Source organism: Methylorubrum sp. Q1 (assembly GCF_004683995.1).
Taxonomy (GTDB): Bacteria; Pseudomonadota; Alphaproteobacteria; order Rhizobiales; family Beijerinckiaceae; genus Methylobacterium.
The window spans coordinates 60,601-85,326 of sequence record NZ_SRHQ01000018.1 but is presented as its reverse complement, the minus strand read 5'-3'; the positions used below and the strand labels follow the sequence as shown (position 1 = coordinate 85,326).

Here is a 24,726-nt window from a genome sequence, read left to right as displayed (position 1 = left end):
ACGACGTCTCTCGAGCGGCTGCCCGGCGCCTCGATCAGGCTTGCTCGATCAGGCTTGGCGGTATCGTGCTCCGATGCGCAACACCATCGCAAGCGAATGTATCCGCTCACCGAGGCCCCCTGCGTAGTTTGCGCCGGCCGCGACGGGCGCATGACATGGCGGGCAGGAAACGGGTTCATGAAACGGCTTGCGGCCGGAGGAGACGGGCGGCTTGATGCGGAGCGCGGGTGAGATCGCGCCATCGCTGCAAGTGGCTGTGAAGACACCGCGCCGGGGGGAGGATCGTCATGGCGGATGAGAGCGAACCGGCGGGCGCGCGGGCGGAACGGCTGGCGCGGTTCCAGCCGGCCTCGGGGATGGCGACACCACGCTTCTCCGGCCTTGCGAGCTTCATGCGGCTGCCGGTGCTCGATCCCGCCGAGGCGGTGGGCGAAGGGGCTGGCCAAGGGGCTAGCGAAGGGGCTGCGCTGGTCGAGATCGGCCTGATCGGCATCCCCTTCGACGGCACCACCACCAACCGGCCCGGTGCCCGGCTCGGACCGCGGGCCGTGCGCGAGGCCTCCACCGGCACGCGGGCGCTCAACCACGCCACGGGGGTGGCGCCCTACGCCCTGGCGGCCTGCGCCGATCTCGGCGACGTGCCGGTCAACCCGGTGGACGCCGCCGAGACCGCACGGCGGATCGAGGCGTTCTACCGGCCGCTCGCCGAGGCCGGGATCGTGCCGCTCACGGTGGGGGGCGACCATTTCATCACCTATCCGGTCCTGCGGGCGCTCGGGGCCGCCCGGCCGCTCGGCCTGATCCATATCGACGCCCACAGCGACACCGACGACGCGCAGTATGGCGACGCGCAGTCCGATGGGTCGCGGCTCACCCACGGCACGCCGTTCCGGCGCGCGGTCGAGGCCGGATTGCTCGACCCGCGGCGCTGCATCCAGATCGGCATCCGCGGCAGCATGGATGCGGCCGACGAGCGCGACTGGGCCCTGGCGCAGGGCATGCGCATCCTCACGATGGAGGAGGTCTGCGCCCGCGGCCTGCCGGAGGTGGCCGCGGAAGCCCGCGCCGTGACCGGCGACGGCCCGACCTATCTCAGCTTCGACATCGACGCCCTCGATCCCGCCTTCGCCCCCGGCACCGGCACGCCGGAGATCGGCGGCTTCACCACCCGCGAGGCGCTGCACCTGCTGCGGGCGCTGCGCGGCCTCGATCTCGTCGGGGCGGATGTGGTGGAGGTCGCGCCCCCGCTCGATTCCGCCGGCATCACGGCGCTGGCGGGCGCCGGCATCGCCTTCGAGATCCTGTGCCTGCTGGCCGAGCGGGTCGCCGCACGGCACTGACCGGCCCGAAAGACGGGAGATCAGCTCAGCACGGACGGTCCGCCCGCGGCCTCACCGGCGCGGAAGATGATCGGGCGGTAGACCCTGAGCAGGTCGGAATCGAGCTGGCCGGCCTGGGCCTGCATGATCGCGGCGGCCTCGGCGGCGGATAGCGGCGGCCGGTAGACCCGGCGCTCGGTCAGGGCCGAGTGGACGTCGCAGATCGCCACGAGCCGCACGAGATCGCCGATCCGCGCGCCCCTCAGGCCTTCGGGGTAGCCGGACCCGTCGAGGCGTTCGTGGTGGTAGCGCACCACATCGAGGATCTCGGACTCGAAGGCGCCCTCCTTCGCCAGCAGGTCGGCGCCGAGCGCGGCATGCGTGCGCATCACCCCCATCTCGTCGGGCGTGAGGGGTCCCGGCTTGTTGAGGATGGCATGGGGGATCAGCGCCTTGCCGACATCGTGCAGCAGCGCGGCCTTGGCGAGCCGCTGCCGGTCGCCCCGGGAGAAGCCGAGTTCGGCAGCGAAGGCGGCGGCGAAGCCCGCGACGCTCAAGGAGTGCTGGTAGACCTGGATGTCGTGGCGCCAGACGAGGTCGAGCCAGGCACGGATGCCGACCTCGGAGACCGTGTCGAGCACGATCCGCGTGCCCTCCTCGGCCTCCTCCGGGCTCGGGGGCCGGCCGGCGGCGGCCTTGTCGAACAGGCGGGTGACGAGGGTGGTGGCCCGCTCCACCCGCAATTCGGGGGTCACGCCGCCCGGTTTCCGCGCCTTGGCCGATGAGCCCCCCCTCGCCTTTCCGTCCGCGACGAGGCGCATGAGCGCCGGGACGATGCCGGCGGATTGGCGCGGATCGATCACGGTCGGCGTGCCGAGCAGACGCACGGCCGCCGTGTCTTGGACGGCATTGCCGCGGGCGAGATAAAGACAGGGCAGCCCGCTCTCGCGAATGCGCTCGGCGAGCCACATGATCCAGGCACTTCCCCGATCGGCCGCGAGATCGGTGGCGAGATCGACGACGAAGGCGATCGGCCGGTCGGCGGGCAGGGCCGCGCCGGGCTCGACGACTCGGCAGGGCAGAACCAGGGCGATGCCGCGGGCGAGGCGCTCCGCCCGCTCGCGGCGGTCCGAGACGAGGACGACGACGTCCTCGCGGTGCGCTCCCTGACGCTCGTGTCGGTTCCGAGGTTCCTGCATCGGTCATCCGTGGCCGCGAGGCCAGTGGCGGACTCGAAGCGTATCTTGGCCGCATAGATCAAAAGCGTTGAGAAATGCTTCGCAACATCTTGTGGTACAACCCTGACGTATTCGCACGGGGCCGTGCTTCGCCACCGGAGCGATGCCGCCGAGCCCCTGTCCACTCCACGACAGTTTCGGTGGCGGTTCAGGAAATCACGCTTGCGGGGCGAGCCCGAGCACAAGGGTCGCAAGGCCCGCGCTGCTTAAAGTGCCTCACAAAACTCCCGGTCTCTGACCGTTCTCGTTCTGGCGATGACAGCGCGGCGGGAGTTCTGTGAGAGACAGTTAAGGTTTCGCAGGTTCTCGGCGTGCTCCCCGGTCTCGGGCCCGCTGTCCTTCCGGAGGCGGCGGGTGGCGGAGGTTTCGTGAGAGACGCCTCGGCCGCGCGAATTCGGCATCCTCGATGATCACGTCCGTCGTGCGGATACCGGATCACTCGGCGGCCACCCCTCGGCGGCCGAGACCGGCGGCGTTGGCGGGCGGACCCGGACGATACGCATCGTCTTCTTCATCAGGCTCGTCCGCCCCGCCGACGAAGCGGCCGAACAGGCGCACGAACAACCGCGACAGGTCGTCGACGAGCAGGAAGATCGCCGGCACGAAGACGAGCGACAAGCCGGTCGAGACGATCAGCCCGCCGATCACCGCCACCGCCATCGGCGCGCGAAACTCGCCGCCGATCCCGAGCGCGAGTGCCGACGGCACCATGCCGGCGGCCATGGCGATGGTGGTCATCACGATGGGGCGCGCCCGCTTGCGGCCGGCATCGACGATGGCGGTGACGCGATCCACGCCGCGGGCCATCTCCTCGATGGCGAAATCGACCAGCATGATCGCGTTCTTCGTCACCACGCCCATCAGCATCAGGATGCCGATCACCACCGGCATCGAGATCGGCATGTGGAAGACGAGGAGGCCGAGGATCGCCCCGCCGATGGAGAGCGGCAGCGAGAACAGGATGGTGAGCGGCTGGAGGAAGTTGCCGAACAGCAGCACGAGGACGCCGAACACCATCATCAGCCCGGCGCCCATGGCCAGCGCGAAGCCCTCGAACACCTCGCCCATCACCTCGGCGTCGCCGGTCTGGCGGATGGTGACGCCCTCGGGGAGGTTCGTGGCGGCGGGCAGGGCCATCACCTGTTCGATGATCGAACCGAGCGCGTCCGAGCCCTGGAGATCGCCCTCGACGGCGACGCGCACGGTGCGGTCGTAGCGGTCGATGGCGGTCGGGCCGCGCCCCAGCGTCAGGTCGGCCACGGTGGCGAGCGGCACCGCCGCACCCGCCTTCACCGGCACCTTCAGGCTGGCGATCTCGGGCAATTGCCCGCGCAGGCGCTCGGGCAGCATCACCCGGATCGGGATCTGCCGGTCCCGGGCGTTGAACTTGGCGAGGTTGGCCGCGATGTCGCCGATGGTGCCCACCCGCACCGTCTCGGCGATGACGTCGGTCGAGACGCCGAGATCGGCGGCGACCCCCGCTTTCGGGGTGATGCGGATCTCGGTGCGGTCGAGAGGGGCGGTCGAGATCAGGTTGACGAGGTGGGGCACGCCCATGGCCTCGCGCTGGAGGCGGGCGGCGACATCCGCCACCACGGTCTTGTCGGGCCCCGAGACGATCAGCGCGAATTCCCGCTGGCCGCCCTCCTGCAGCGACCAGAAACGGATGTCGGGCACCTGCCGCAGGACGCTTGAGATCTTGAGATCGACCTGCTTCTGGGTCAGGGCGCGGTCGCTCTTCGGGGTGAGGTTCACGGTGAGGCTCGCCAGCCGCACCTCCTTCTTGCCCGGCAACTGGCGCCCGCCATCGACGAAGACGGAGCGGATTTCGGGCATCTGGCGGAGGGTCTCGACGAGGCCGTCGGAGAGGCGCTGCGTGTCGTCGAGCCGTGCCCCGGGGGGCAGTTCGACCACGAACATCGTGCGCGCCGCATCCTCCGCCGGGATGAAGCCCGCGGGCAGCAGCCGGGTCGAGGCGATCGAGCCGGCAAAGCAGGCGAGACCGAGCACCAGCGTCAGGTATTTGTGCCGCACCGACCACGCCACGAGGCGGGTATAGGCGCGCATCACCAAACCCTCGCGCTCGTGGTCCGGGCCGTGGTCGCGCAGGAAGTAGGCGGCGAGCAGCGGCGTGATCAGGCGGGCGACGAGCAGCGACACGAACACAGCCGCCGCGATGGTGAGCCCGAACTGCTTGAAGTACTGGCCGGCGATGCCGGGCATGAAGGAGACGGGGGCGAAGATCGCGATGATGGTCGCGGTGATCGCGATGACCGCGAGCCCGATCTCGTCGGCGGCCTCGAGCGCCGCGCGGTAGGCGGTTTTACCCATCCGCATGTGGCGGACGATGTTCTCGATCTCGACGATGGCGTCGTCGACGAGGATGCCGGTCACCAGGGTGATGGCGAGCAGGCTCACGGCATTCAGCGAGAAGCCGAGCGCGCTCATCACCCAGAAGGTGGGCAGCACCGAGAGCGGCAGCGCCACCGCCGCGATCAGGGTGGCGCGCCAATCCCTCAGGAACAGGAACACCACGATCACGGCGAGGGCGGCGCCTTCCAGCAGGCCCATCATCGCCGAGTGGTAGTTGCCGATGGTGTTGACGACGCTGGTGTCGATCAGGTCGAAGCGGACCCCCGGATTCTCGGCGTGCAGCGCCTCGATGCGGGCCGCCACGGCGACCGCGACCTCGGCGTCGCTCGCCCCCATCGCCCGGGAGATGGCAAAGCCCACCACCGGCTCGCCGTTGAACCGGGCGAAGGTGCGCGGCTCCTCGGCCGCGTCCATCAGGCTCGCCAGTTCGTCGAGGCGCACCTTGCGCCCGCCGGGCACGACGATGGAGGTCGCCCCCAGCGTCTCGAGGCTCGCCGAGGCGCCGAGCGTGCGGATCGACTGCTCGCCGCCCGCCAACTCCCCGCGCCCGCCCGCCATGTCGGCGGAGGTGAGGCGCAATTGCCGGTTGACGTCGGCCGCGGTGATGCCGAGCGCGAGCAGGCGGTCGGGCTTGAGGGTCACGCGGATCTCGCGGGCGACGCCGCCGAGGCGCTCGACGCCGCCCACCCCCTTCACCCCCTGGAGCTGGCGCGCCACCACGTCGTCGACGAACCACGACAGGTCTTCGGGCGTCATCGCCGGAGCGGACGCGCCGTAGATCATGATCGGCAGGCCGGCGATCTCGACGCGGCTGATGATCGGCTCGTCGATGGTGCGCGGCAGGTTGATGCGGATCTTCGAGATCGCGTCCTTCACGTCGTTGACGGCGCGGTCCTGGTTCACCTCCAGGCGGAACTCGATCGTGGTGATCGAGGCGCCCTCCGAGATGGTCGAGAGGATGTGCTTGACCCCCTTCACCCCGGCCACCGAATCCTCGACCCACTTCGTGACCTGGGTCTGCAGCTCGGAGGGGGCGGCCCCGCTCTGCGTGACCGTCACCGAGACGATCGGGATGTCGATGTTGGGAAACCGGGTGATCGGCAGGGACCGGAAGCTGACGAGGCCGAGCACCATCAGCACGAGGAACAGGACGAGCGAGGGGATCGGCTTGCGGATCGCCCAGGCCGAGACGTTGAGGCGCATCGTATGATCCTCAGCGGGCCGCGGCCGCCCGGGCCGTCGGCGGGACGGGCCGGACCCGGTCGCCGTCGCGCAGGAACGAGCCGGCGCGGGCGACCACCGCCTCCCCGGCGGCGATGCCGGAGCGCAGTTCCGTGAAGCCTTCGGCCGAGAGGCCGGTCTCGACCCGGCGGGCGGAGACGCGGCCGTCCGCGACCGCGAGAACGCTCGCCGAGCCGTCGGCGGCGTAGAGCACGGCGGCGAGCGGCACCGCCACGCCCTCGCGCCGGGCGACCTCGACCCGGCCGCGGGCGAAGGCACCGATATGCAGCGCCGGGTCGGCGTCCAGGCGGATGCGGACCCGGCCGAGGCGCGTCGCCCGGTCGACCTCGGGATAGACCCGCCGCACGGCGCCGGGCGTCACGCGCCCGTCCTCCCATTCGAGCCGCGCCGGGGCGCCGGCCCGGAGCCGCGGCAGGGCGGATTCCGGCACCTCGCCCTCCAGCTCGATCTCGCCGCGGGCGATCAGGCGGAACAGCGGCTCGCCGGCCGCGCTCGCGGTGGCGCCGACCCGCGCGGTGCGGCGGCTGACGAGGCCCGCCTCCGGCGCGCGGATCTCGGTGCGGGCCCGGCGCAGGCCGATCTCGCGTCCCTGCGCCCGCGCCGCGGCCAGATCCGCCTCGGCGAGAGCCAGCCCGGCCCGCGCCGCCTCGAGTCGGCCGTCGGCGCCCTGCGCCGCCGAGACCCGCTGCTCCAGGGTGACGGCGGTGGCGTTGCCGGTCCGCACCAGCGCCTGCGCCCGTTCCAGGGCTTGGCGCGCCTCGGTCTGGGCGGCCTGCACCTGGACGATCTGGCTCTTCGCCTGGAGGATGGCGGCCTCCGCCTTCGCGGTGGCCGCGAGGTTGGCGGCCTCCTGCGTCTCGATCATCTCCAATGAGAGCCGTGCCAGCACCGCACCGCGCTCGACCCGGTCGCCCTCCTCCACGAGCAGCGCGACGATGCGCAGGCCCTCGACCTCGGGGGCGACGAGGATCTCGTCGCGGGGCACCAGCGTCCCGGTCACCACCGCCCGCTCGACGATCTCCCGGCGCTCGGCCGGGACCACGCTCACCGCAGGCAGGAGCGTGGCGGGATCGGGCACCCCGGCCGCGGGCGGCGCCTCGGCGGCGCGGGCCGGCGGGGCCGCGACGAGGAAGGCGGCGAGGCACGCCGCAGCGGGACGGAAGGGCAAAGGGGCCGGCATCGCGAATCGTCTCATGGGGCGCGCCGATGCGCCGCAGCCTGCTTGTCCGCCGCAACCGGCGATTTCGTGGCGGATGGGGTCGCAAACTCCTCCCCGGTCGAAGCCTGTGCGAGATGCCGCAGGCGGATGAGAGCGGCGGTCTGTCCCCGAGATCAGTCGTTCCCGAGACGCGGCGGACGCCTCCTCGCTTCGCTCAAGGTTTCGTCGGACCGTTCGTGTGCAACCAGGGTCGGCCGCGCCGGGTTATCCCGTCAAGAGATTCCTGACGACGGACGGTTTCACGATGAGCATCTTCCAGATCCGGCAGAAGACGAGCGGCGCGATTCTCTGGACCGGGAGTGCCGAGGACGAACGTACCGCCCTCGACGCCATGGCCCGCGAGGCCGGCTATTCCGATTCCTCCGCTCTCCCCGACAGCGTGCGGGCGGCGGGCTTCGAGACCGCCAGGCTCGACCTGATCTCCTGAGATCCGTCCGGCATCATCCTCCACCAGGGGCGTCCGCCATGCGGGCGCCCCTTTCGATTCGGACGTCACACCGCTCTCACGGGCTCCGGTTGATCGCTTCGGGCTGTGCGGACGTCGCACAGGTGGAACCCGTCTCAGGCGCAGCAGCCGCCTTGCGCGGACACCTGCGCCTTCGCCGCCCCCGGTCCGGATCGATCCGGGACCCGCTCCGCAGGCGGCTCCGCGCGTCGGGCCTGCAGCCGGTCGCGGCCATGGGCCTTGGCCTCGTAGAGCGCCGTGTCGGCGAGCGCCATCAGGGTATCGAGTCCGGCCGGGCCGCCGGTGAACAGGGCGGCGCCGAGGCTGACCGTGGCGCCGGTGGGCAGGCCCCGGCCGCTCTCGCGGGCCATGCGGGCACGGATCGCCGCGCCGAGAGTGGAAACCGCCGCCGCGTCGAGACCCGGCACCAGGATCACGAACTCGTCCCCGCCGAGCCGTGCCAGGATCGCGTGGCGCGGCAGGCAGGCCTCCAGCACGCCGGTGAGCGCCACGAGGATGCGGTCGCCGACGGCGTGGCCGAAGCTGTCGTTGACGGTCTTGAACCGGTCCACGTCGAGCAGCAGCAGGGCGCCGGATCGGCGCCCGGCGGCCATGCCCCGCAATGCTTCCGCGGCGCGGCTCTCGAAGGCGCGGCGGTTGAAAGCGCCCGTGAGGGGATCGCGCTCGGCGAGCGCCGTCATCGCCTCCTCCCGGCGGCGGCGCACCGCGGCGGCCATCAGCAGCGCGAGCAGCATCTCGACGAGAATGCCCTCGAACAGCGAGACTTGGATCAGCACGCCCTTGAAGCCGACGAGGCTGACGAAGGCGCCCGGCACGGGCACGAGCAGCGCCTTGGCGGCGTAGAAGGTGCCGTGGGCGAGGAAAACGGCGCCGAGCGCGTCGGAGGCGGCGGTGCGCTCCGGGAAGGGCGTGCCGGCCCGCGACAGCAGGAGATGGGCAGCCCGCAGGGCGGCGAGGGCGACGAGGCCGGAATTGGTCATCGCGAAGGCCGGCGTCGGGTCGATCCCCGCCGGCAGGAGCAGGAGCCCGGCCCAGGCCAGCAGCAGGCCCCACCAGAGCCGTGCGATCCGGCGCCCGGTGAAGCGGGCCGTGCCGAAGAGGAACAGGAGGTGGGCGACGACGAGCAAGCCGTTGGCGAACCAGACCCCGACGAGGAAGGAGGCGGCGCGGACGGGCGAGAGCGAGCAGCCGAGGACGATGGTGGCGAAGCCCGCACTCCACAGCAGCAGTGCGGGGTTGCGCAGGATCCGCCACTCGACGGCCAGGAAGCCCGCAGCGGCGGCCGCCGCGGCGAGGCTCATGACCAGCATGGTGACCACATCCATGGCTATTTCGAACCCGCGCAACGATTGACGTGACGCGCCTTGATAGCAGCAGCCGTTGAACAAAGCGTTCCGCGGCTTGCCGTTTCGGCCCGCCACACCGTTCCGGACGATGCTAGGCTGTTGTTTTTACGCCGTCTTTTGCCGAGAGCCGAATGTTACCTTTCGGGGCCGATCAGTTCGCCTGGCCGATCCGCATGCGGTAGACGCCGTCGGCGCTGCGCTCGAACACTTCACTGATGCCGGCATGGCGCAGGGCCTCGCCGGACGTGTCGGGCACGAGGTTCTGCTCCGAGACGTAGGCGACGTACTCGCTGTCCGCGTTCTCGGCGAGCAGATGGTAGAAGGGCTGGTCCTTGCGCGGCCGGACGTCCTCGGGAATGGCGAGCCACCATTCCTCGGTGTTGGCGAATTCCGGGTCCACGTCGAAGACCACGCCCCGGAACGGGTAGATCCGGTGCCGGACCACCGCCCCGAGGCCGAATTTGGCGGTTCTCATGCTGGTCTGGGTCATGACCGATAGATAGGCCTCGCGGCCCTTCCGTTCCAACGCAAGGCCACCATCCGCGACGATCAGGGCAGATTGTAGACCTTGGCGAGGTCCGGGTCCTTCTCGGCCACGAGCCGGGCGAGATCGACGATGACCTTGGCCTGCTTCCAGGTGGCGTCGTCCTGCATCTTGCCGTCGATCATCACCGCGCCGGTGCCGTCGGGCATCGCCGCGACGATACGGGAGGCGAAGTTCACCTCGGCCGGATCGGGGGCGAACACGGTCTTGGCCAGGGCCACCTGGCTCGGATGCAGGGTCCAGGCGCCGGCGCAGCCCATCAGGAAGGCGTTGCGGAACTGCACCTCGCAGGCGGCCGAATCGGAGAAGTCGCCGAACGGGCCGTAGAACGCCTTGATGCCGTTGGCCATGCAGGCATCGACCATCCGCGCGATGGTGTAGTGCCAGAGATCCTGCTGGGCCGAGGCGCGGACTTCTTCGCCCTTGGGATCGGACAGGACGCGGTAATCCGGGTGGCCGCCGCCGACGCGGGTGGTCTTCATGCCGCGGGACGCCGCGAGGTCGGCGGGCCCGAGGCTCATGCCGTGCATGCGCGGCGAGGCGCAGGCGATGGCGTCGACGTTGGCAACGCCCTCCGCCGTCTCGAGGATGGCGTGGACGAGGATCGGCTTCGTCACCCCGTGGCGCGCCTCGAGCTGGGCCAGCAGCTGGTCGATGTAGTGGATGTCCCAGGGACCCTCGACCTTGGGCACCATCACCACGTCGAGCTTCGCGCCGACCTCGGCGACGAGGGTGAACAGGTCGTCGAGGATCCAGGGGGAGTTCAGGGCATTGATGCGGGTCCACAGGCCGGTGCCGCTGGCGGCGAAGTCGGTGGCCTTGGCCATCTCGACGAAGCCCTTGCGCGCCGCCTCCTTCTGGTCGGCGGGGACCGCATCCTCCAGGTTGCCGAGCACCACGTCGACCGTCTTGGCGAGTTCGGGCACGCGGGCGCGGACCTTCTCGTTGTGCGGCGGCACGAAGTGGATCATCCGCTCGAGCTTGATCGGCAGTTCGCGGAACGGCTCGGGCGCACCCGCGGCGAGCGGCTGGAAGAAGCGGCGCGGCAGTTTCATCGGCTCTCGGTCTCCGGCTTCGTGAAGGGCCGTGGCGTCGGCCCTCCGCTTATGCCCTTGGCGTTAGAGCACGGCGCCCCCCGGCGTAAAGCCGACCGTGGTCCTCCCCTCGGCCCTGTGATCGTCCTTGGAGGACGCGCGATCCCCGATCCGGCGGATCGTGCGCCCGCGCACGGCACGGCCCCGCTCCCGCACCGGCCCATGGCCTATCCGTCAGTGGAGTATCCGAGAACGAAGATTGCGCGGCGAACCAAATCGTCCGACACTTCCCAGGATCTTATAAGTCTTCATCAAGGTCTTTCTCGCTTTCGCCTCTTGCGACCGGATGCCAGGACAGGCGGCAAGGGTGAGCGCGGGATAAGCGAAACGGCAAAGCTTGCCCGGCGAAGCATTCGGCGCCGCGCAGTCGGGACGGAACGGACCGCCGCGCCCCGTGTTTTCCGGCCGAGGCGGGCTGTCGAACATCGTCGGGAGACGTACGTCGATGCCAAAACTGTTCAACGAACCGATCATGCAGACTTTTCCGTCCGGCCCGCGCAGGGGCGGGGCCTTGGCCGGCGTGCTGCTCGCGCTCGCGCTGTCGCAGGGGGCAATGGCCGGGCCGGCGGCGAAGAAGTCCGCCGACGCGCGGCCGGACTACACCGCCGCCCAGGCCGCGACCGCGCAGCCCGAGGGCCTGCCGGCCTCGGTGCGGATCGCGGGCGACGACACGCGTGCGTTCCAGGCCCTGATCGACGGGGCGCCCCGCGCCTCCGATCCCTGGCTGGTGCTCTCCGGCGGCGGCGAGAACGGCGCCTTCGCCGCCGGCCTGCTGGCGGGCTGGTCGGAACGCGGCGACCGCCCCGATTTCGGCGTCGTCACCGGCGTCTCGACCGGCGCGCTGATCGCCCCCTTCGCCTTCGCGGCGCCGACGCTCGGCGACCGGGCCGATGCGGCCCTTCGCGAGAACTATACCGAGATCTCGGCCGCCGACGTGTTCGAGTTCGGCGGCACGCCGGATTCGCTGACCGACACCTGGCCGCTCAAGGAGCGGATCGGGCGCGCGGTGACGCCGGCCCTGCTCAAGGCGGTGGCGGCCGAGCACGCCAAGGGCCGCCGCCTGCTGATCGCCACGACGCAGGTGGACAGCGAGCGGCCGGTGCTGTGGGACATGGGCGCGATCGCCCAGCGCAACGCCGAGACCGGTGATCCGCGGGCGCTGGCCCTGTTCCGCTCGATCGTGCTCGCCTCGACGGCGGTGCCCGGCGTCTTCCCGCCGGTGGCGATCCCCGTCGAGGCCAAAGACGGAGCCAAAGCCAAGCCCTTCGCGGAGCTGCACGACGACGGCGGGGCGATGGCCCCGTTTTATCTCGCGCCGGCCGCCGCCCTGGAGGGGGAGGCGCGGCTGCGCCTGCCGACGAACCGGGTCTACCTCGTCGTCAACAACCGGCTCGAACCGGAATTCCAGATGGCCTCGCGCACCACGCTCTCGGTGCTCGGCCGCACCATGTCGGCGGCGATCAAGGCGCAGACCCGCGCGGCGCTCGCGCTCACCAAGGGCTATGCCGCGCGCACCGGCCTGGATCTCCGGATCGCTCTCATCGACGGGCGCTTCGCCAAGACCTCGGAGAAGCCGTTCGACCAGCCCTACATGAAGGCGCTGTTCGCCCATGGCGAGGCCCTGGCCCGCGATGGCAGCGCCTTCGCTCAGGCCCATCCGCCCGCCACGGCCAAGGGGCTGGATCTTCGGCCGGACCTTGGGCCGGATCTGGACCTGAACCAGCGCGCGGTGACGGAATCGACCGGCTCCGTCCTGGTCTCGCGCTGAGACGGCGCGGATCGGCGGCGCTCTCCGGATGGGGCGGTCGCTCCCGCAGACGACAATTGACACGGTTCAGAGGCGGCTTTCGCGCGGGGCCCCTCTTCGTGTTTCCAGGGCGTGCGGCTAGCGCATCGTCCTTTTCCGAAAGCCGGCAACCACCTTTCGGGATGATGCTCTATCCCTCTTCCGCATCGGCCGGGGCGTAGACGGCCTCGCCCAGGCGCTTCAGCGGACCGCCGGGGCCTGAACGCTTCCAGAGCCGGGTGTTGAGCGCCGCCACCGGGTCCTGACCCGGCAGGGAAAAACCCTGCTCGGTGATCCGCGCCAGAATCTCGCTCGCATGCATCGGGCGGCCCGCCTCCTCCAGGACGGCGAGCACCGCCTCGATCACCGCCCGGCCGTAGCGGCGGGCGAGCACCGTCTCCGACAGGCCGACCTCCCCCTCGACCGGCACGGCGAAGGCCGGCGCCGGAGGTCTGTCGGGCGCTGCGGAGGGCGGAGCCGGCGGGGCGGCGGCCGGCGCCCGAGCCGGTTGCGGCGTGGGTTCCGGAACGGGGATGGGGGCGTCCGCTCGTCCATCCGCGTCCGGCGAGGGCTGAGCGGGCGCAGCCGGGCCGCCGAGGCGTCGGCCGAGATCGAGGTAGAGGAGGAGATCGGCGATCTGGCGCTCGATCGCGTCGCGCTGCCGACGCAGCGCCTCCAGCCGCGCCAGAGCCTCGGCTTCCGACAGGACCATGCTGGCGTTCCTCACCGCTCATTCCCAATGGGGGAATTTTTCGGAATGGAAGATGTCATGGAATGGAAGGGAAGGCGAGTTCTTTTCCTTCCATCAAGCGTGTTCCCTGATCGGAAGATGGAATGAAAGGCGCGTGCCGAAGCGCCGAGCGAACGCGCGACCTCAAAGCCGGCCGGAACAGCCCTCTACGGAAAGACGCGTCGCGGCGTGCTTTCGAGGCGGCGATCGCAGCACCTCGGCCAGAGGGGCCTTCAGCGTGTCGGAACAGGCGGATCATACGGCCCCGAAGAGGGAATGAACCGTTCCCTCCGCTGGGGCCGAAGACTTCCTTTATTGGAAGAATGGAATATTCCTTACTAACCGAAACCACCAGGGCAGGCTCATGGAATATTCTGAAGGCCGAAACCCCGAAAAGATTTCCGTCAGGCGCGGGCCGCAGAGGCCGCCGCGCGCGCGGTGCGGGCGGCTTTGGGGGGCACCAGCAGGCTGCCGGGATCGGCCGGGTGGAGCAGCATGCCGCCCTCGTCGAGGTCGATCCGCAGCCGCGGAAACACCTCGAGCAGGCCGGCGAGATCCGCCTTGAAGGCTTGGCGGAAGCTGCGCAGGCTGGCGTTCTCGGCGCCGAACTGGCGGTGCAGGTTGTCCCAGGTCAGCCGCAGGGGGCGCTGCAGGGCGCGCAGGCGGTAGCCGGTCCAGAACAGCAGATCGAGCTTGCGCGCCGAGCCGGAGAAGGCCCGCGCCGCGCGGATATCGACCGGCAGGGCGTGCCGGATCAGGCTGTCGTAGAAATCCTGATGGAACGAGACGGTGCGCTGCCAGACGAGGCCGTCATCGCCGCGCCGCCATAGTTCGAGCTGGCGGAAGGGGGGTACGTTCAGGGTCGAGGCCTGCCCCTCCCCGTCCCACAGGCCGAGCTGCATCGAGCAGGCGGCGAGCCGGTTGAGCTGTTCCTTGAAGGCGCCGATGGTGCCGCGCTCGCCCCCGGTGACGGCGAACCCCATGGCCTTCATGAAGCCCGAGAGGCTGTCGGCGACCTCGATGGTCGGGCTCCTCTGGCGCACCGCCTCGGTGCAGAGGTGCAGCAGCACGAGGCGGGCCTTGGGGCCGTAGGGCAGGCCCTGCAGCTCCATCTCGCCGGTGATCGGGTTCTTGAGGCGCCCCGCCGAGAGGCTGAGCGAGTTGCGGCCGTATTCCCGCACGAAGTCGCGGGCGTCGCCGGGATCGCGGTAGGGCAGGCCGCAGAGCGCCAGCACCGAGTGGAGATGCTGGAGGTTTTCCGGGCCGGTGGGCTCGCTCTCGATCACCTCGCGCACGGCATCGCGGCGGCGGCGGTCGCGGCCCATGGCCTCGCGGGCCTCGGCCTGCGCCCCCTCCTGGGCCCGGGCAGCGTCGCGCTCGCGCTGGCGGAACAGCAGGTGCTCGACGATCGGCGCGAACAGGAACCCGCCCCGCGCCGCCTCCAGCTCCGCCTGCAGATCCGGGTCGCGGATCGCGGCGATCTTGGCCTCAAGCCCCGACATCGCCTGCCCTCAAGGCCTCCCGCTGCGTATCACGTCGTGTTCGCCTTCATCCGAGCCCCAGGCTCCGAACGGAATCGTCGGAAGCACCCTTAGGGCCGCAACCGATCTGTCACGATTCGGCTCCGCAGAGTCCCGTGGCCTTTCGGAGTTTTCCCGGGAATCCACGCTTGGACGGCCGAGTCCTGCACAGGTGCGTCGTCCGCGGTCGGGAGAGGGGCCGATTCCAGGCACGCAGAGTTCCATACGCCCGGCCGCCGGCCTGAATCCGCCTGCGCAGAGTTCAATACGCCCCCGCCTCCGGACTTGTCCCCGCTCTTCCCCGGCCAAACCGGTTTTGCACGCTGAATCCGGTACGGGCCCACGCAGAATCCGATGCGACAGGCCCCGTCCCTCGCGCAGAATCCGATGCGAGGGCGCGCAGAGTTCGATGCGGTCTTGCGCAGAGTTCCATGCGAGAAGGGGACTCAAACCACGGGAGGATCACGGCTTTTCCGCCTCCCCTATAACCTGCTGAACTGACTCCCTGAGAATCCTTAACAGATAGCTTTCCTAGGGAGGGTTGCGCTGCGTTCGCCAAACCGAACGAGGGCTTTTTCTCTTCTTTTCAAAAAGAATACACGGAATTTTGCACAGGCTTTGCCCCGTCTCTCTCCGATCGAAGGCGCGCGAAGCGGCGCTGCGCGGCAGCGGCGGACGGTCTATGAGCGGTGGCTTGGCCGAGGCCGGGCGACCACTGCGGGATGGGGCGGAAGAGCGATGGACGAGGCGCCGATCGACAGGCTGCTGGCGCTGATGGCGCGGTTGCGCGATCCGGAACGGGGCTGCGCCTGGGACGTGCAGCAGAGCTATGCCAGCATCGTCCCCTACACGATCGAGGAGGCCTACGAGGTCGCCGACGCGGTCGAGCGCGGCGACCGGGCCGACCTGCGCGACGAACTCGGCGACCTCCTGCTCCAGGTCGTGTTCCAGGCGCGGATCGCCGAGGAGGAGGGCGCCTTCCGCTTCGACGACGTCGCCGAGGCGATCTGCGCCAAGCTGATCCGGCGTCACCCGCACGTCTTCGATGCGTCCGGAGACTTCCTGCCGCCCGAGCGGCGCCCGACCGACCCGGCCGCGATCAAGGCGGCCTGGGAGACGATCAAGGCGCGGGAGCGCGCGCAGAAGGCGGCGGCGGGCAAAACAGAGGCGGCGGGACCGTTGGCCGGGGTCTCCCGCGCCCTCCCCGCCCTCGCCCGGGCCGACCGGATCTCGAAGCGCGCGGCCGGTGTCGGCTTCGACTGGCCGGACGCGGCCCAGGTGCTGGCCAAGGTGCGCGAGGAGACCGACGAGGTCGAGGAGAGCCTGGGGGCGGGCGATCCGGCGGCGGTGTTCGAGGAGATCGGCGACCTGTTGTTCTCGGTCGCCAATCTCGCCCGTCACGCGGGCGTCGATCCGGAGGAAGCGCTGCGGCGCGGCACGCTCAAGTTCGAGCGCCGCTTCACCGCCATGGCCGCGCGGCTCGCCGCCGAGGGCCAGGCCCTGGAGGGCACCGCCCTCCCCGCCATGGAAGCGGCCTGGCAAGCCGTGAAGCGCGACGAGAAGACATGAGGTTCGGGGATTCCAAAGGGCCTGAGGCCCTTTGGCGGGTTTTCAGGGCGGTGCCCTGAAGACGGCGAAGCCGTTTCGCAGGGCTCAGCCCTTCCTGCGCGGGCCGCCCTTCTTCGCGGGCTTCGGGTCCGGCGCCTTCGGCTTCAGGCGCTCCACGATCTGCTCCAGGGCGCGTTCGACCGCCGCCTGCTCCGGCGGTGCGGCGCCGTCTTGCGGGCGGTTCGTTCGGTTCGAATCGCGGCTCTTCGGCATGACAGCGAGCCTAGACAGGGTCACGAGCCGAAGACCACCGGTTGAGACCGCTCGGATACGCTTTCGGCGCCGTTTTCCTCAGCGAAAAGCCTTTTGCTCGCCCGAATTAATCTTAACGAGATACTCCGGTATCGCCCGTTCTTCGTGCCGCGAACGGCCAATCGACGGCGCGGACGGCGTAGAGGGCCCACCACACCATCACCGGCTGAAGCGCGAGGCGGGGGCCGTGATACCACCACGTGTCGGGGATCGGCGGCACGGCGATGCCCTCGACCGCCTGCTTGATGTTGGCCGGGAACACGCAGACCGCGTAGAGCGCCAGCATGATGCCGGCGATCCGCCGCAGCCCCGGCACGAACAGCGCCAGCGCACCCGCGATCTCGCACAGGCCGGTGCCGATCACCACGAGGCGGGGCGCGGGCACCCAGTCCGGCATGATCGGCAGGAAGCGCTCGGTGGCGGTGAGGTGGACGACGCCGATGAAGCCGTAGAGGCCGCTCAGACTGAGGCGCAGCCAGCGGCGGTCGTCGCGCATCTCAGGTCTGTCAGGTGGACTTGGCGCCCTCGGAGTCCGGCTTGTCCGCCCCGGCGGAAGCGTTGCCGCGCGCGGCCTCCTCGGCCTCGGTGCCGGCCCGCTCCATCGGGCCGGCCTGCGACTTCAGCTTGCCCGTCGCCGGGTCCTTGGGCGAGACCGCGGCCTCGTTGCTCTGGTCGCGCTGTTCGTCCGCCATGCTGAGCCTCGTTATCCCCGTGGAATCGTGACGGGGCAACGTGCGGCGCGCGGGGCGGTTCGCGTCTCGACCTCGCCGATCCTCCGCTGCCCGGCCCTACACCGCGATGCCGTGCAGATCGTAGGCGTCGGCCCGCTCGATCTTCACGGTGACGATGTCGCCGGGCCGCACCGGACGGCGCGAGCTGACGTGGACGCTGCCGTCGATCTCCGGCGCGTCGGCCTTGGAGCGGCCTCGCGCGCCGGTCGGGCCCGCCTCGTCGATGATGACCGACAGGCGCTTGCCCACCTTCGCCCGCTGCAAGCGCAGCGAGACGTGGCTCTGCGCCTCCATGAAGCGGCGCTTGCGCTCGGCCTTCACCTCCGGCGGCACCAGCAGGCCGAGATCGTTGGCGGTGGCGCCGCGGACCGGCTCGTACTCGAAGCAGCCGACGCGCTCGAGCCGCGCCTCGCGAATCCAGTCGAGCAATTCCTCGAACTCGGCATCGGTCTCGCCGGGGAAGCCGACGATGAAGGTCGAGCGGATGGCGAGATCCGGGCAGATCTCGCGCCAGCGCCGGATGCGCTCCAGCTGCTTCTCCTGGTTGCCCGGCCGGCGCATCCGCTTGAGCACCGAGGGGCTGGCGTGCTGGAGCGGCATGTCGAGATAGGGAAGGATCTTGCCCTCGGCCATCAGCGGGATGACCTCGTCGACATGCGGGTAGGGGTAGACGTAGTGCAGCCGCACCCAGGCCCCGAGCTCACCGAGTTCCTTGGCGAGATCGTAGAACCGGGCGCGTACCTCCCGGTCCCGCCACGGGCTCGACGCGTAGCGCGTGTCGATGCCGTAGGCGGAGGTGTCCTGTGAGACGACCAGCAGTTCCTTCACGCCGGCTTTGACGAGCTTTTCCGCCTCGCGCAGCACGTCGCCCGCCGGGCGGCTGACGAGGTCGCCGCGCAGGCTCGGGATGATGCAGAAGGTGCAGCGGTTGTTGCAGCCCTCGGAAATCTTCAGATAGGCGTAGTGGCGCGGGGTGAGCTTGACCCCCTGCGGCGGGATCAGGTCGAGGAACGGATCGTGGGCGGGCGGCACTGCCTCGTGCACCGCGGCGACGACCGACTCGTAGGCCTGGGGGCCGGTGACGGCGAGCAGGTTCGGGTACTTCTCGCGGATCTCCTCGGGCTGCGCGCCCATGCAGCCGGTCACGATCACCCGGCCGTTCTCGGCCATGGCCTCGCCGATCGCGGCGAGCGACTCGGCCTTGGCCGAATCGAGGAAGCCGCAGGTGTTGACGATGACGACATCCGCCCCGTCATGGCGGCGCGACAGCTCGTAGCCCTCGGCGCGCAGATGGGTGAGGATGCGCTCGGAATCGACGAGCGCCTTGGGGCAGCCCAGCGACACGAAGGAGATCCGCGGCGCGGCGGCGCCCTTGGTGTCCGAGGGAGAGGCGGTTGCGGTCATGACGGCCCGTTGGGGCGGCCCTCCGGAACGGAGGCCCGCGCGTCCTGCATCGAGAGCGGTGGATGCGCCGATATAACGGCATTGGGGCGCTGTTGCGAGCGTGGCCGGTCGCTTCCCGTTTTGCCGCACCGCGAGGCTGGCCATCGTCGCGGGGCCCGGATCGCTTCGCCGGCGCTCACGATCACGACGTTGGTGGCCCGAACCATCGTTGCGCCGCGTCAGCCGGAGCGATCCAGCGTCACGGCCTGCACGGGAATGGTCGCGGCGCTGTCATCTCGCCTTTTCAAGGATAATCATTTTGAAGCAGTGCCTTGGAATGTCCTGCTGAGAAACTGAATCAGCTCTGCGCGCGGCGCTAGCGCATACCCCGCCCGCGAGGCCGGAACGCGGGAGCGATTGACGGGAGGGCGCCGCGCGCCCTTGGGTAAATCCCAGTGAGCGCCGCACGAGGCATGACGGTCGAGCCCATGGTCTGGACCCGCGAGATTCCCTTCATCGACCCGGTCGCGGCCGCGGCGCGGCTCGCCCGGCTGCCCGGCCTCGCCTTCCTCGACAGCGCCATGCGGCACGATACGCTCGGCCGCGTCTCGGTGCTGGCCGCCGACCCGTTCGCGCGGTTCCGCTATCGCGACGGCCGTGCGACCCTGGACGGGCGCGCGGTGCCCGGCTCGCCCATCGCGGCCTTGCGCGCCTGCCTCGCGCCCTACCGCCTTGCGCCGCGCCCCGACCTGCCCGCCTTTCCCGGGGCGGCGATCGGCTACTTCGCCTACGATCTCGGCGCGAGCCTGGAGCGGGTCGCGGCCCCGGCCCGCCGGGCGGGGCTCACCGACGATAGTGCCTTCAACCTCTACGACACCCTGCTCGCGGTCGATCACGGCCGCGGCACCTGCCTGCTGATCGCCACCGGCTTTCCCGAGGCCGACGGACCGGCCCGCGAGGCCCGGGCCCAGGCGCGGCTCGACGCCTTCGCCGATTGGCTCGCCGCGCCGTCCGAGCCGCTGCCGGAATGGACCGGCGCCCGGCTCACATGGCGCTCGAATTTCTCACGGCAAAGCTATGAGCGTGCTGTCGAAAAGGTTCGCGACTACATCCGCGCCGGCGACATCTATCAGGCCAACATCGCCCAGCGTTTCGCCGCCGACCTGCCGCCCGGCTTCGACCCGTTCGCCTTCTACCGGCGGCTTCGCGAGACCAACCCGGCCACCTTCGGCGCCTATCTCGATTTCGACGGGCTCACCGTCGCCTCCTCTTCGCCCGAGCGCTTCCTCAAGTTGGAGGGGCGGGCGGTCGAGACACGGCCGATCAAGGGCACCGTGGCCCGTGATCCCGATCCCGCCCGCGATGCCGCGATCGCCGCCGCCCTCCAGGCCAATCCGAAGGAGCGGGCCGAGAACATCATGATCGTGGACCTGCTGCGCAACGACCTGTCGCGGGTGTGCGAGCCGGGCAGTGTGCGGGTGCCGACCCTGTGCGGGCTGGAATCCTATGCCGGCATCCACCATCTCGTCTCGGTGGTGACGGGCACGCTCCGCGAGGGTTCGGATGCCCTCGACCTCATCCAGAAAACCTTTCCCGGGGGCTCGATCACCGGCGCGCCGAAGCTCAGGGCCATGGACATCATCACCGAGATCGAGACGGACGCGCGCGAGCTCTATTGCGGGGCGATCGGCGCGCTCGGCTTCGACGGATCGCTCGATACCTCGATCGCGATCCGCACCGTGTTCATGGCGGAGGGACAGGCCGTGCTCCAGGCAGGCGGGGGCGTGACGCTGCTCTCCGAGCCCGGTCCCGAATACGAGGAGACGCTGACCAAGGCGGCCCGCGTCTTCGCGGCCTTCGAGGAGGAGGCGCCATGATCCTCGTCGTCGACAACTACGATTCCTTCGTCTTCAACGTGGTGCGCTACTTCGAGGAGTTGGGCGAGACCGTCGAGGTCGTGCGCAACGACGCGCTCGATGTCGCCGGCATCCGCGCGCGGAATCCGGAGGCGGTGGTAATCTCGCCCGGCCCCTGCACCCCGGCGGAGGCCGGCGTGAGCCTGCCGGCCATCCGCGAACTGTCCGGCGAGGTACCGATCCTCGGCGTCTGTCTCGGGCATCAGGCGATCGGCGCGGCCTTCGGCGGCCGGGTCGAGCGGGCAGGCTGCCCGCTCCACGGCCACGCCACGCCGATCCGGCACGGGGGCGAGCGGTTGTTCGAAGGGCTGCCGCAGCCGATGCAGGTCGGGCGTTACCACTCGCTGATCGTGGCGCCGACGCCGGAGATGCAGCGCCACCTCACGGTCGATGCCGCCTCCGAGGAGGGCGAGGTGATGGCGCTGTCGCACCGCAGCCACCCGACCTGGGGCATCCAGTTTCACCCGGAATCGGTGCTGACCGAGAACGGCCACGCGCTGTTTTCCAACTTCCTGAAGGGGGCCCGCGCGTGGCGGGAGGCGGACGCGTCGGAGCGGACGGACAGGCTCGCCGATGCTGTGGTCTAACGGGCGGCTGGTCGAGGGCGGCACCCTCCCCTTCGCCATGGGGGACCGTGGCCTGCTGCTCGGCGACGGCGTGTTCGACACCGCCCTCGCGATTCAGGGGCAGGTCGCCTTCGAGGCCGCCCATGTTGATCGCCTCGCCGCCGCCGCGGAGACGCTCGGCTTCGCGATCGCGCGGGCACAGATCGTCGAAGCGATGCGCGCGCTGGCCGGCACCGCGCCGCTCGCCGCGATCCGCACCACGTTGACCCGCGGCCCCGGTCCGCGCGGGCTGGCGCCCCCGCCCGAGCCGAACCCGTTCCTGTTCGGCAGCGCCGCCCCGGCCCGTGCCGCCCTGTTCTTCGCGCCCTTGCGGCTCGCGCTCACGGAGATCGCCCGCAACGAGACCTCGCCGGCCGCGCGCCTCAAGACCCTCGGCTATCTCGATGCGGTCCTCGCCGCCCGCGCGGCGCAGGCGCAAGGCTTCGACGAGGCTCTGTTCCTGAACACGCGGGGCCGCGTCGCCTGCGCCGGCACCGGCAATGTCTTTGCGGTTTTCGGAGGAACGCTCGTCACGCCGCCGCTGGAGGATGGCGTCCTGCCGGGCATCGTTCGGGCCGAGCTTCTTTCGAACCTCGCGCCGAGTGTCGGCATCACGGTCGAGGAGCGCCCGCTCCTGCCCTCCGAGCTGGCGGCGGCGGAGGCGCTGTTCATCACCAACTCGCTGCGCCTGCTCGCGCCCGTGACGGCCCTCGGCGCGCGGGCCTATGACAGCGCCGGGCACGGGACGGTTCGCAGACTCTGCGCGGCTTTGCGGGAAACCGTGGCGGCGGAGTGCGGCGTCGAGGCGGACGCGCTCGATCCGTGAGTCCTCGTCCCTGAAGCCACGGTCGTCCAGGCGCGCCCCTCATCCTTCGAGGCCCGCTGGCGCGGGCACCTCAGGATGAGGACGCGGGTGGAATAAAAGCTGTCAGCCGAGCGCCGTGCTCACGATGCGCCCGACTCCTGCCCCTTCCATCGCCGTCCAGGCGCGCGCCAGCGAGCCGTCGAGGTCGATGCCGCGCACGGCATCCTCGATCACGAAGGCCTCGAACCCGGCGGCGCGGGCATCCAGCGCGCTCCAGAGCACGCAGAAATCGGTGGCGAGGCCGGCGAGGAACAGGCGGGTCAGGCCGCGCTCGGCGAGGTAGCCGGCAAGCCCGGTGCGGGTCCGCCGGTCGGCTTCCATGAAGGCCGAGTAGCTGTCGATGCCGGGGTGAGTGCCCTTGCGGATCACCAGCTCGGCCCGCCCTGCCCTCAGGCCCGCGGCCAGCTCGGCGCCGTGCGTGCCCTGCACGCAGTGCTCGGGCCAGAGCACCTGTTCACCGTAGTGCAGGGCCGCGGTGTCGAAGGGGGCCTTGCCCGGATGGCTCCCGTGGAAGGAGGCGTGGGCGGGCGGGTGCCAATCCTGGGTGAGGATGACGTGGGGAATGCACGCGGCCAGCCGGTTGATCGGGGCGATGACGGCGTCGCCGTCGGGTACCGCGAGCGCCCCGCCGGGCAGAAAATCGTTCTGCACGTCGATGACGAGCAGAACGTCGGTGCTTGTGAGCATCATGGGGATAGTCCGGGGGTTCCGAGGGACGATCTTCGCCCGTGACCGGAGATCACGGGCGAAGATCGCCTTCTCCAGGTTGATCGCATTTTCTTCACGCGAACCGGCAACCACTTCGCTCGAAAATGCTCACGATCCCTCGGCGGGTCCGGGCAGAGCCCGGAATCCCTTCGTCTAGGATGATAGGATCACGGCGTCATCACCGTCGTCCCGGTCGTCTGCCGCCCGGCGAGGTCGCGGTGGACCTGCGCCGCGTCGGCGAGCTTGGCGCGGGCGTGGATCGGGATCTTCACCGCGCCGCTCGCGACCACCTCGAACAGCTCGGCCGCGTTGGCGTCGAGGCTTTCGCGGGTGGCGATGTGGGTGAAGAGCGTCGGGCGGGTGGCGTAGAGCGAGCCCTTGGCGGCGAGGATACCGATATCGAAGGCCTCGATCGCCCCCGAGGACGACCCGAAGCTCGCGAAGATGCCGAAGGGGGAGAGGCAGTCGAGCGAGGCGGGGAAGGTCGCCTTGCCGACGCCGTCATAGACCACCGGTACGCCCTTGCCCCCGGTGATCTCCTTTACCCGGGCCGCGAAATCCTCGTCGCGATAGAGGATGACGTGGTCGCAGCCGTGCGCACGCGCCAGTTCCGCCTTCTCGGTCGAGCCGACGGTGCCGATCACGGTGGCGCCGAGATGCTTGGCCCATTGCGTGGCGATGAGCCCGACGCCGCCGGCGGCGGCGTGGAACAGGATCGTGTCACCGGGCTGCACCCGGTAGGTCCGGCGCAGCAGGTATTGCGCGGTGAGGCCTTTGAGCATCATCGCCGCGGCGGTCTCGTCGGAAATCGAATCCGGCACGTGGACGACGCCCTTCGTGTCCACGGTCACTTCCTCGGCATAGGTGCCGGTGGCGCCGGCATAAGCGACGCGCTCGCCGACGCGGAAATCAGTGGCGCCCTCGCCGAGGGCATCGACCACGCCCGCCCCCTCCTTGCCGAGGGTGAAGGGGAGCGAGGGCGCCTTGTAGGCGCCGGAGCGGAAGTAGATGTCGATGAAGTTGACGCCGACGGCGGTCTGGCGGACGCGGATCTGGCCCGGCCCCGGTTCGGGCGAAGGCACGTCCTCGTAGACCATTGCCTCCGGCCCACCATAGGCGTGTACCCGGATCGCTTTCATCGCGTTCTCCCGCGTTCCCGTCTCGAACTACGGTCGAGATATCGGCCCGGTGGAGCCAGACAAGTGCTCCAAGGGGTTCCAGGCGGCTTATGCCCGAAGGACACCGGCCAATTGGGCACAGCCAAGCGGGCACCGGCCGAGCGGGCGGGTTCGCCCGTCACTCCTCCCGGACCGCGACCTGCATGCCCATGCCCGCGAGGCAGCGCTCGATGCGCTCCGTGAGGTCGGGGGTCAGTTCGCGCACATGGACGTGCAGGGTGGCGGTATCCTCCGGGCGCACGATGACCCGATAGCGCAGGCCCTCATCCTCCATCTGGCGCAGCAGATTGGTGCTCGCCGTGGTCATCGCCGCGATGTGCTGCACGACCAGGTCGGGCCTCATCATACGTGGCCGCGCCGCCCGCCGGCCGTGCCGTCTGTCCCGGAGGTGGAGGGGATGTTGCTCCCGCTGCGCGGCGGCCGGACATTCTCGATGGGCGGAAACAGCCGCGCGAGCCCGCGCGCAACGCCCGACAGCACGGGATCGAAGGACGAGTCGAGCCGTGTCCGCTCGGATTCCGGCTGCGAGGTGATGAATGGCTTCATGGTACGCCCCCCTCGGACGTCAATGATGGTTCGGTCTTGGAGAGCATGCGGCGAGAG

At 70.3% G+C, this 24,726-nt stretch carries 24 protein-coding genes; 7 read left to right on the top strand and 17 right to left on the bottom strand.

Annotated features, from left to right (window positions below):
* The first annotated feature begins 287 nt into the window (after positions 1 to 287).
* Positions 288 to 1,340, top strand: coding sequence for an agmatinase (gene speB / locus E4V01_RS17435; RefSeq protein ID WP_135299213.1), 1,053 nt, complete (start codon positions 288 to 290; stop codon positions 1,338 to 1,340).
* A gap of 20 nt (positions 1,341 to 1,360) precedes the next feature.
* Here the strand turns inward: speB and E4V01_RS17430 are convergent, their stop codons facing one another.
* From E4V01_RS17430 to E4V01_RS17420, 3 genes are all read right to left on the bottom strand, one after another.
* Positions 1,361 to 2,518 (bottom strand): HD-GYP domain-containing protein, encoded by a 1,158-nt coding sequence (locus E4V01_RS17430; RefSeq protein WP_135299212.1) that lies wholly within the window; start codon positions 2,516 to 2,518, stop codon positions 1,361 to 1,363.
* 474 nt (positions 2,519 to 2,992) lie between these two features.
* Entirely contained in the window at positions 2,993 to 6,133 is a 3,141-nt protein-coding gene (locus E4V01_RS17425; protein WP_135299211.1) for an efflux RND transporter permease subunit, read from the bottom strand.
* 10 nt (positions 6,134 to 6,143) lie between these two features.
* Complete coding sequence (locus E4V01_RS17420) at positions 6,144 to 7,352, bottom strand: efflux RND transporter periplasmic adaptor subunit (protein ID WP_060771196.1); 1,209 nt, start codon at positions 7,350 to 7,352, stop codon at positions 6,144 to 6,146.
* 283 nt (positions 7,353 to 7,635) lie between these two features.
* Here E4V01_RS17420 and E4V01_RS17415 point away from each other — a divergent pair, with 283 nt between their 5' ends.
* Positions 7,636 to 7,818 carry a hypothetical protein gene (locus E4V01_RS17415; protein ID WP_060771195.1) on the top strand — a complete coding sequence of 61 codons (183 nt, stop codon included), beginning with the start codon at positions 7,636 to 7,638 and terminating at the stop codon, positions 7,816 to 7,818.
* 134 nt (positions 7,819 to 7,952) lie between these two features.
* Here the strand turns inward: E4V01_RS17415 and E4V01_RS17410 are convergent, their stop codons facing one another.
* From E4V01_RS17410 to E4V01_RS25750, 4 genes are all read right to left on the bottom strand, one after another.
* Positions 7,953 to 9,182, bottom strand: coding sequence for a diguanylate cyclase (locus E4V01_RS17410; protein WP_135299210.1), 1,230 nt, complete (start codon positions 9,180 to 9,182; stop codon positions 7,953 to 7,955).
* A gap of 172 nt (positions 9,183 to 9,354) precedes the next feature.
* Positions 9,355 to 9,693 (bottom strand): heat shock protein HspQ, encoded by a 339-nt coding sequence (hspQ, locus tag E4V01_RS17405; RefSeq protein ID WP_060772364.1) that lies wholly within the window; start codon positions 9,691 to 9,693, stop codon positions 9,355 to 9,357.
* A gap of 59 nt (positions 9,694 to 9,752) precedes the next feature.
* The gene (locus E4V01_RS17400; RefSeq protein ID WP_060771193.1) at positions 9,753 to 10,802 is read right to left on the bottom strand and encodes a CoA ester lyase; all 1,050 of its coding nucleotides are present in this window, start codon (positions 10,800 to 10,802) and stop codon (positions 9,753 to 9,755) included.
* 213 nt (positions 10,803 to 11,015) lie between these two features.
* On the bottom strand, positions 11,016 to 11,315 hold the full coding sequence (locus E4V01_RS25750) for a hypothetical protein (RefSeq protein ID WP_193763221.1): 300 nt from the start codon (positions 11,313 to 11,315) through the stop codon (positions 11,016 to 11,018).
* Between E4V01_RS25750 and E4V01_RS17395 the strand changes: the two genes are divergently transcribed.
* On the top strand, positions 11,287 to 12,609 hold the full coding sequence (locus E4V01_RS17395; RefSeq protein ID WP_135299209.1) for a patatin-like phospholipase family protein: 1,323 nt from the start codon (positions 11,287 to 11,289) through the stop codon (positions 12,607 to 12,609). The genes E4V01_RS25750 and E4V01_RS17395 overlap by 29 nt on opposite strands.
* Positions 12,610 to 12,778: 169 nt before the next feature.
* On the opposite strand, the gene E4V01_RS17390 is transcribed toward E4V01_RS17395, so the two are convergent.
* Complete coding sequence (locus tag E4V01_RS17390) at positions 12,779 to 13,339, bottom strand: winged helix-turn-helix domain-containing protein (protein ID WP_135299208.1); 561 nt, start codon at positions 13,337 to 13,339, stop codon at positions 12,779 to 12,781.
* Positions 13,340 to 13,761: 422 nt separating this feature from the next.
* Positions 13,762 to 14,859, bottom strand: a complete 1,098-nt coding sequence (locus E4V01_RS17385; protein WP_012255098.1) for a replication protein RepA — start codon at positions 14,857 to 14,859, stop codon at positions 13,762 to 13,764.
* Positions 14,860 to 15,615: 756 nt separating this feature from the next.
* Here E4V01_RS17385 and mazG point away from each other — a divergent pair.
* Positions 15,616 to 16,446, top strand: coding sequence for a nucleoside triphosphate pyrophosphohydrolase (gene mazG, locus E4V01_RS17380; protein ID WP_060771190.1), 831 nt, complete (start codon positions 15,616 to 15,618; stop codon positions 16,444 to 16,446).
* An 84-nt stretch (positions 16,447 to 16,530) separates the two neighbouring features.
* On the opposite strand, the gene E4V01_RS25745 is transcribed toward mazG, so the two are convergent.
* The 4 genes from E4V01_RS25745 to rimO form a co-directional block, all read right to left on the bottom strand.
* Complete coding sequence (locus E4V01_RS25745) at positions 16,531 to 16,698, bottom strand: hypothetical protein (RefSeq protein WP_245517594.1); 168 nt, start codon at positions 16,696 to 16,698, stop codon at positions 16,531 to 16,533.
* A gap of 112 nt (positions 16,699 to 16,810) precedes the next feature.
* Positions 16,811 to 17,233, bottom strand: coding sequence for a DoxX family protein (locus E4V01_RS17375; RefSeq protein ID WP_135299207.1), 423 nt, complete (start codon positions 17,231 to 17,233; stop codon positions 16,811 to 16,813).
* A 10-nt stretch (positions 17,234 to 17,243) separates the two neighbouring features.
* A complete protein-coding gene (locus tag E4V01_RS17370; RefSeq protein ID WP_135299206.1) occupies positions 17,244 to 17,429 on the bottom strand; it encodes a hypothetical protein in 186 nt (61 codons plus the stop codon).
* A gap of 96 nt (positions 17,430 to 17,525) precedes the next feature.
* Complete coding sequence (rimO, locus tag E4V01_RS17365) at positions 17,526 to 18,872, bottom strand: 30S ribosomal protein S12 methylthiotransferase RimO (RefSeq protein WP_135299205.1); 1,347 nt, start codon at positions 18,870 to 18,872, stop codon at positions 17,526 to 17,528.
* A 452-nt stretch (positions 18,873 to 19,324) separates the two neighbouring features.
* Between rimO and pabB the strand changes: the two genes are divergently transcribed.
* From pabB to E4V01_RS17350, 3 genes are read left to right on the top strand one after another with little or no spacing between them, the layout of a single operon-like run.
* Positions 19,325 to 20,728, top strand: coding sequence for an aminodeoxychorismate synthase component I (gene pabB, locus E4V01_RS17360; protein WP_135299204.1), 1,404 nt, complete (start codon positions 19,325 to 19,327; stop codon positions 20,726 to 20,728).
* On the top strand, positions 20,725 to 21,354 hold the full coding sequence (locus E4V01_RS17355; RefSeq protein ID WP_135299203.1) for an aminodeoxychorismate/anthranilate synthase component II: 630 nt from the start codon (positions 20,725 to 20,727) through the stop codon (positions 21,352 to 21,354). Before pabB ends, E4V01_RS17355 begins: the two co-directional genes overlap by 4 nt.
* Positions 21,341 to 22,198, top strand: coding sequence for an aminotransferase class IV (locus tag E4V01_RS17350; RefSeq protein ID WP_135299202.1), 858 nt, complete (start codon positions 21,341 to 21,343; stop codon positions 22,196 to 22,198). The genes E4V01_RS17355 and E4V01_RS17350 overlap by 14 nt, the downstream gene beginning before the upstream one ends.
* 102 nt (positions 22,199 to 22,300) lie before the next feature.
* Here E4V01_RS17350 and pncA read toward each other — a convergent pair whose 3' ends face one another.
* The 4 genes from pncA to E4V01_RS17330 form a co-directional block, all read right to left on the bottom strand.
* A complete protein-coding gene (gene pncA / locus E4V01_RS17345) occupies positions 22,301 to 22,927 on the bottom strand; it encodes a bifunctional nicotinamidase/pyrazinamidase (RefSeq protein ID WP_060771183.1) in 627 nt (208 codons plus the stop codon).
* A gap of 185 nt (positions 22,928 to 23,112) precedes the next feature.
* On the bottom strand, positions 23,113 to 24,084 hold the full coding sequence (locus tag E4V01_RS17340) for a quinone oxidoreductase (RefSeq protein ID WP_135299201.1): 972 nt from the start codon (positions 24,082 to 24,084) through the stop codon (positions 23,113 to 23,115).
* A gap of 157 nt (positions 24,085 to 24,241) precedes the next feature.
* Positions 24,242 to 24,469 carry a hypothetical protein gene (locus E4V01_RS17335; RefSeq protein WP_060771181.1) on the bottom strand — a complete coding sequence of 76 codons (228 nt, stop codon included), beginning with the start codon at positions 24,467 to 24,469 and terminating at the stop codon, positions 24,242 to 24,244.
* A complete protein-coding gene (locus E4V01_RS17330; protein ID WP_060771180.1) occupies positions 24,466 to 24,669 on the bottom strand; it encodes a hypothetical protein in 204 nt (67 codons plus the stop codon). The genes E4V01_RS17335 and E4V01_RS17330 overlap by 4 nt, the downstream gene beginning before the upstream one ends.
* Positions 24,670 to 24,726: the final 57 nt, after the last annotated feature.

Bases quoted from the DNA above. Each gene is read 5' to 3' on its own strand.
- speB (WP_135299213.1), top strand. From the start codon at position 288: ATGGCGGATGAGAGCGAACCGGCGGGCGCGCGGGCGGAACGGCTGGCG.
- E4V01_RS17430 (WP_135299212.1), bottom strand. From the start codon at position 2,518: ATGCAGGAACCTCGGAACCGACACGAGCGTCAGGGAGCGCACCGCGAG.
- E4V01_RS17425 (WP_135299211.1), bottom strand. From the start codon at position 6,133: ATGCGCCTCAACGTCTCGGCCTGGGCGATCCGCAAGCCGATCCCCTCG.
- E4V01_RS17420 (WP_060771196.1), bottom strand. From the start codon at position 7,352: ATGCCGGCCCCTTTGCCCTTCCGTCCCGCTGCGGCGTGCCTCGCCGCC.
- E4V01_RS17415 (WP_060771195.1), top strand. From the start codon at position 7,636: ATGAGCATCTTCCAGATCCGGCAGAAGACGAGCGGCGCGATTCTCTGG.
- E4V01_RS17410 (WP_135299210.1), bottom strand. From the start codon at position 9,182: ATGGATGTGGTCACCATGCTGGTCATGAGCCTCGCCGCGGCGGCCGCC.
- hspQ (WP_060772364.1), bottom strand. From the start codon at position 9,693: ATGACCCAGACCAGCATGAGAACCGCCAAATTCGGCCTCGGGGCGGTG.
- E4V01_RS17400 (WP_060771193.1), bottom strand. From the start codon at position 10,802: ATGAAACTGCCGCGCCGCTTCTTCCAGCCGCTCGCCGCGGGTGCGCCC.
- E4V01_RS17395 (WP_135299209.1), top strand. From the start codon at position 11,287: ATGCCAAAACTGTTCAACGAACCGATCATGCAGACTTTTCCGTCCGGC.
- E4V01_RS25750 (WP_193763221.1), bottom strand. From the start codon at position 11,315: ATGATCGGTTCGTTGAACAGTTTTGGCATCGACGTACGTCTCCCGACG.
- E4V01_RS17390 (WP_135299208.1), bottom strand. From the start codon at position 13,339: ATGGTCCTGTCGGAAGCCGAGGCTCTGGCGCGGCTGGAGGCGCTGCGT.
- E4V01_RS17385 (WP_012255098.1), bottom strand. From the start codon at position 14,859: ATGTCGGGGCTTGAGGCCAAGATCGCCGCGATCCGCGACCCGGATCTG.
- mazG (WP_060771190.1), top strand. From the start codon at position 15,616: ATGGACGAGGCGCCGATCGACAGGCTGCTGGCGCTGATGGCGCGGTTG.
- E4V01_RS25745 (WP_245517594.1), bottom strand. From the start codon at position 16,698: ATGCCGAAGAGCCGCGATTCGAACCGAACGAACCGCCCGCAAGACGGC.
- E4V01_RS17375 (WP_135299207.1), bottom strand. From the start codon at position 17,233: ATGCGCGACGACCGCCGCTGGCTGCGCCTCAGTCTGAGCGGCCTCTAC.
- E4V01_RS17370 (WP_135299206.1), bottom strand. From the start codon at position 17,429: ATGGCGGACGAACAGCGCGACCAGAGCAACGAGGCCGCGGTCTCGCCC.
- rimO (WP_135299205.1), bottom strand. From the start codon at position 18,872: ATGACCGCAACCGCCTCTCCCTCGGACACCAAGGGCGCCGCCGCGCCG.
- pabB (WP_135299204.1), top strand. From the start codon at position 19,325: ATGACGGTCGAGCCCATGGTCTGGACCCGCGAGATTCCCTTCATCGAC.
- E4V01_RS17355 (WP_135299203.1), top strand. From the start codon at position 20,725: ATGATCCTCGTCGTCGACAACTACGATTCCTTCGTCTTCAACGTGGTG.
- E4V01_RS17350 (WP_135299202.1), top strand. From the start codon at position 21,341: ATGCTGTGGTCTAACGGGCGGCTGGTCGAGGGCGGCACCCTCCCCTTC.
- pncA (WP_060771183.1), bottom strand. From the start codon at position 22,927: ATGATGCTCACAAGCACCGACGTTCTGCTCGTCATCGACGTGCAGAAC.
- E4V01_RS17340 (WP_135299201.1), bottom strand. From the start codon at position 24,084: ATGAAAGCGATCCGGGTACACGCCTATGGTGGGCCGGAGGCAATGGTC.
- E4V01_RS17335 (WP_060771181.1), bottom strand. From the start codon at position 24,469: ATGATGAGGCCCGACCTGGTCGTGCAGCACATCGCGGCGATGACCACG.
- E4V01_RS17330 (WP_060771180.1), bottom strand. From the start codon at position 24,669: ATGAAGCCATTCATCACCTCGCAGCCGGAATCCGAGCGGACACGGCTC.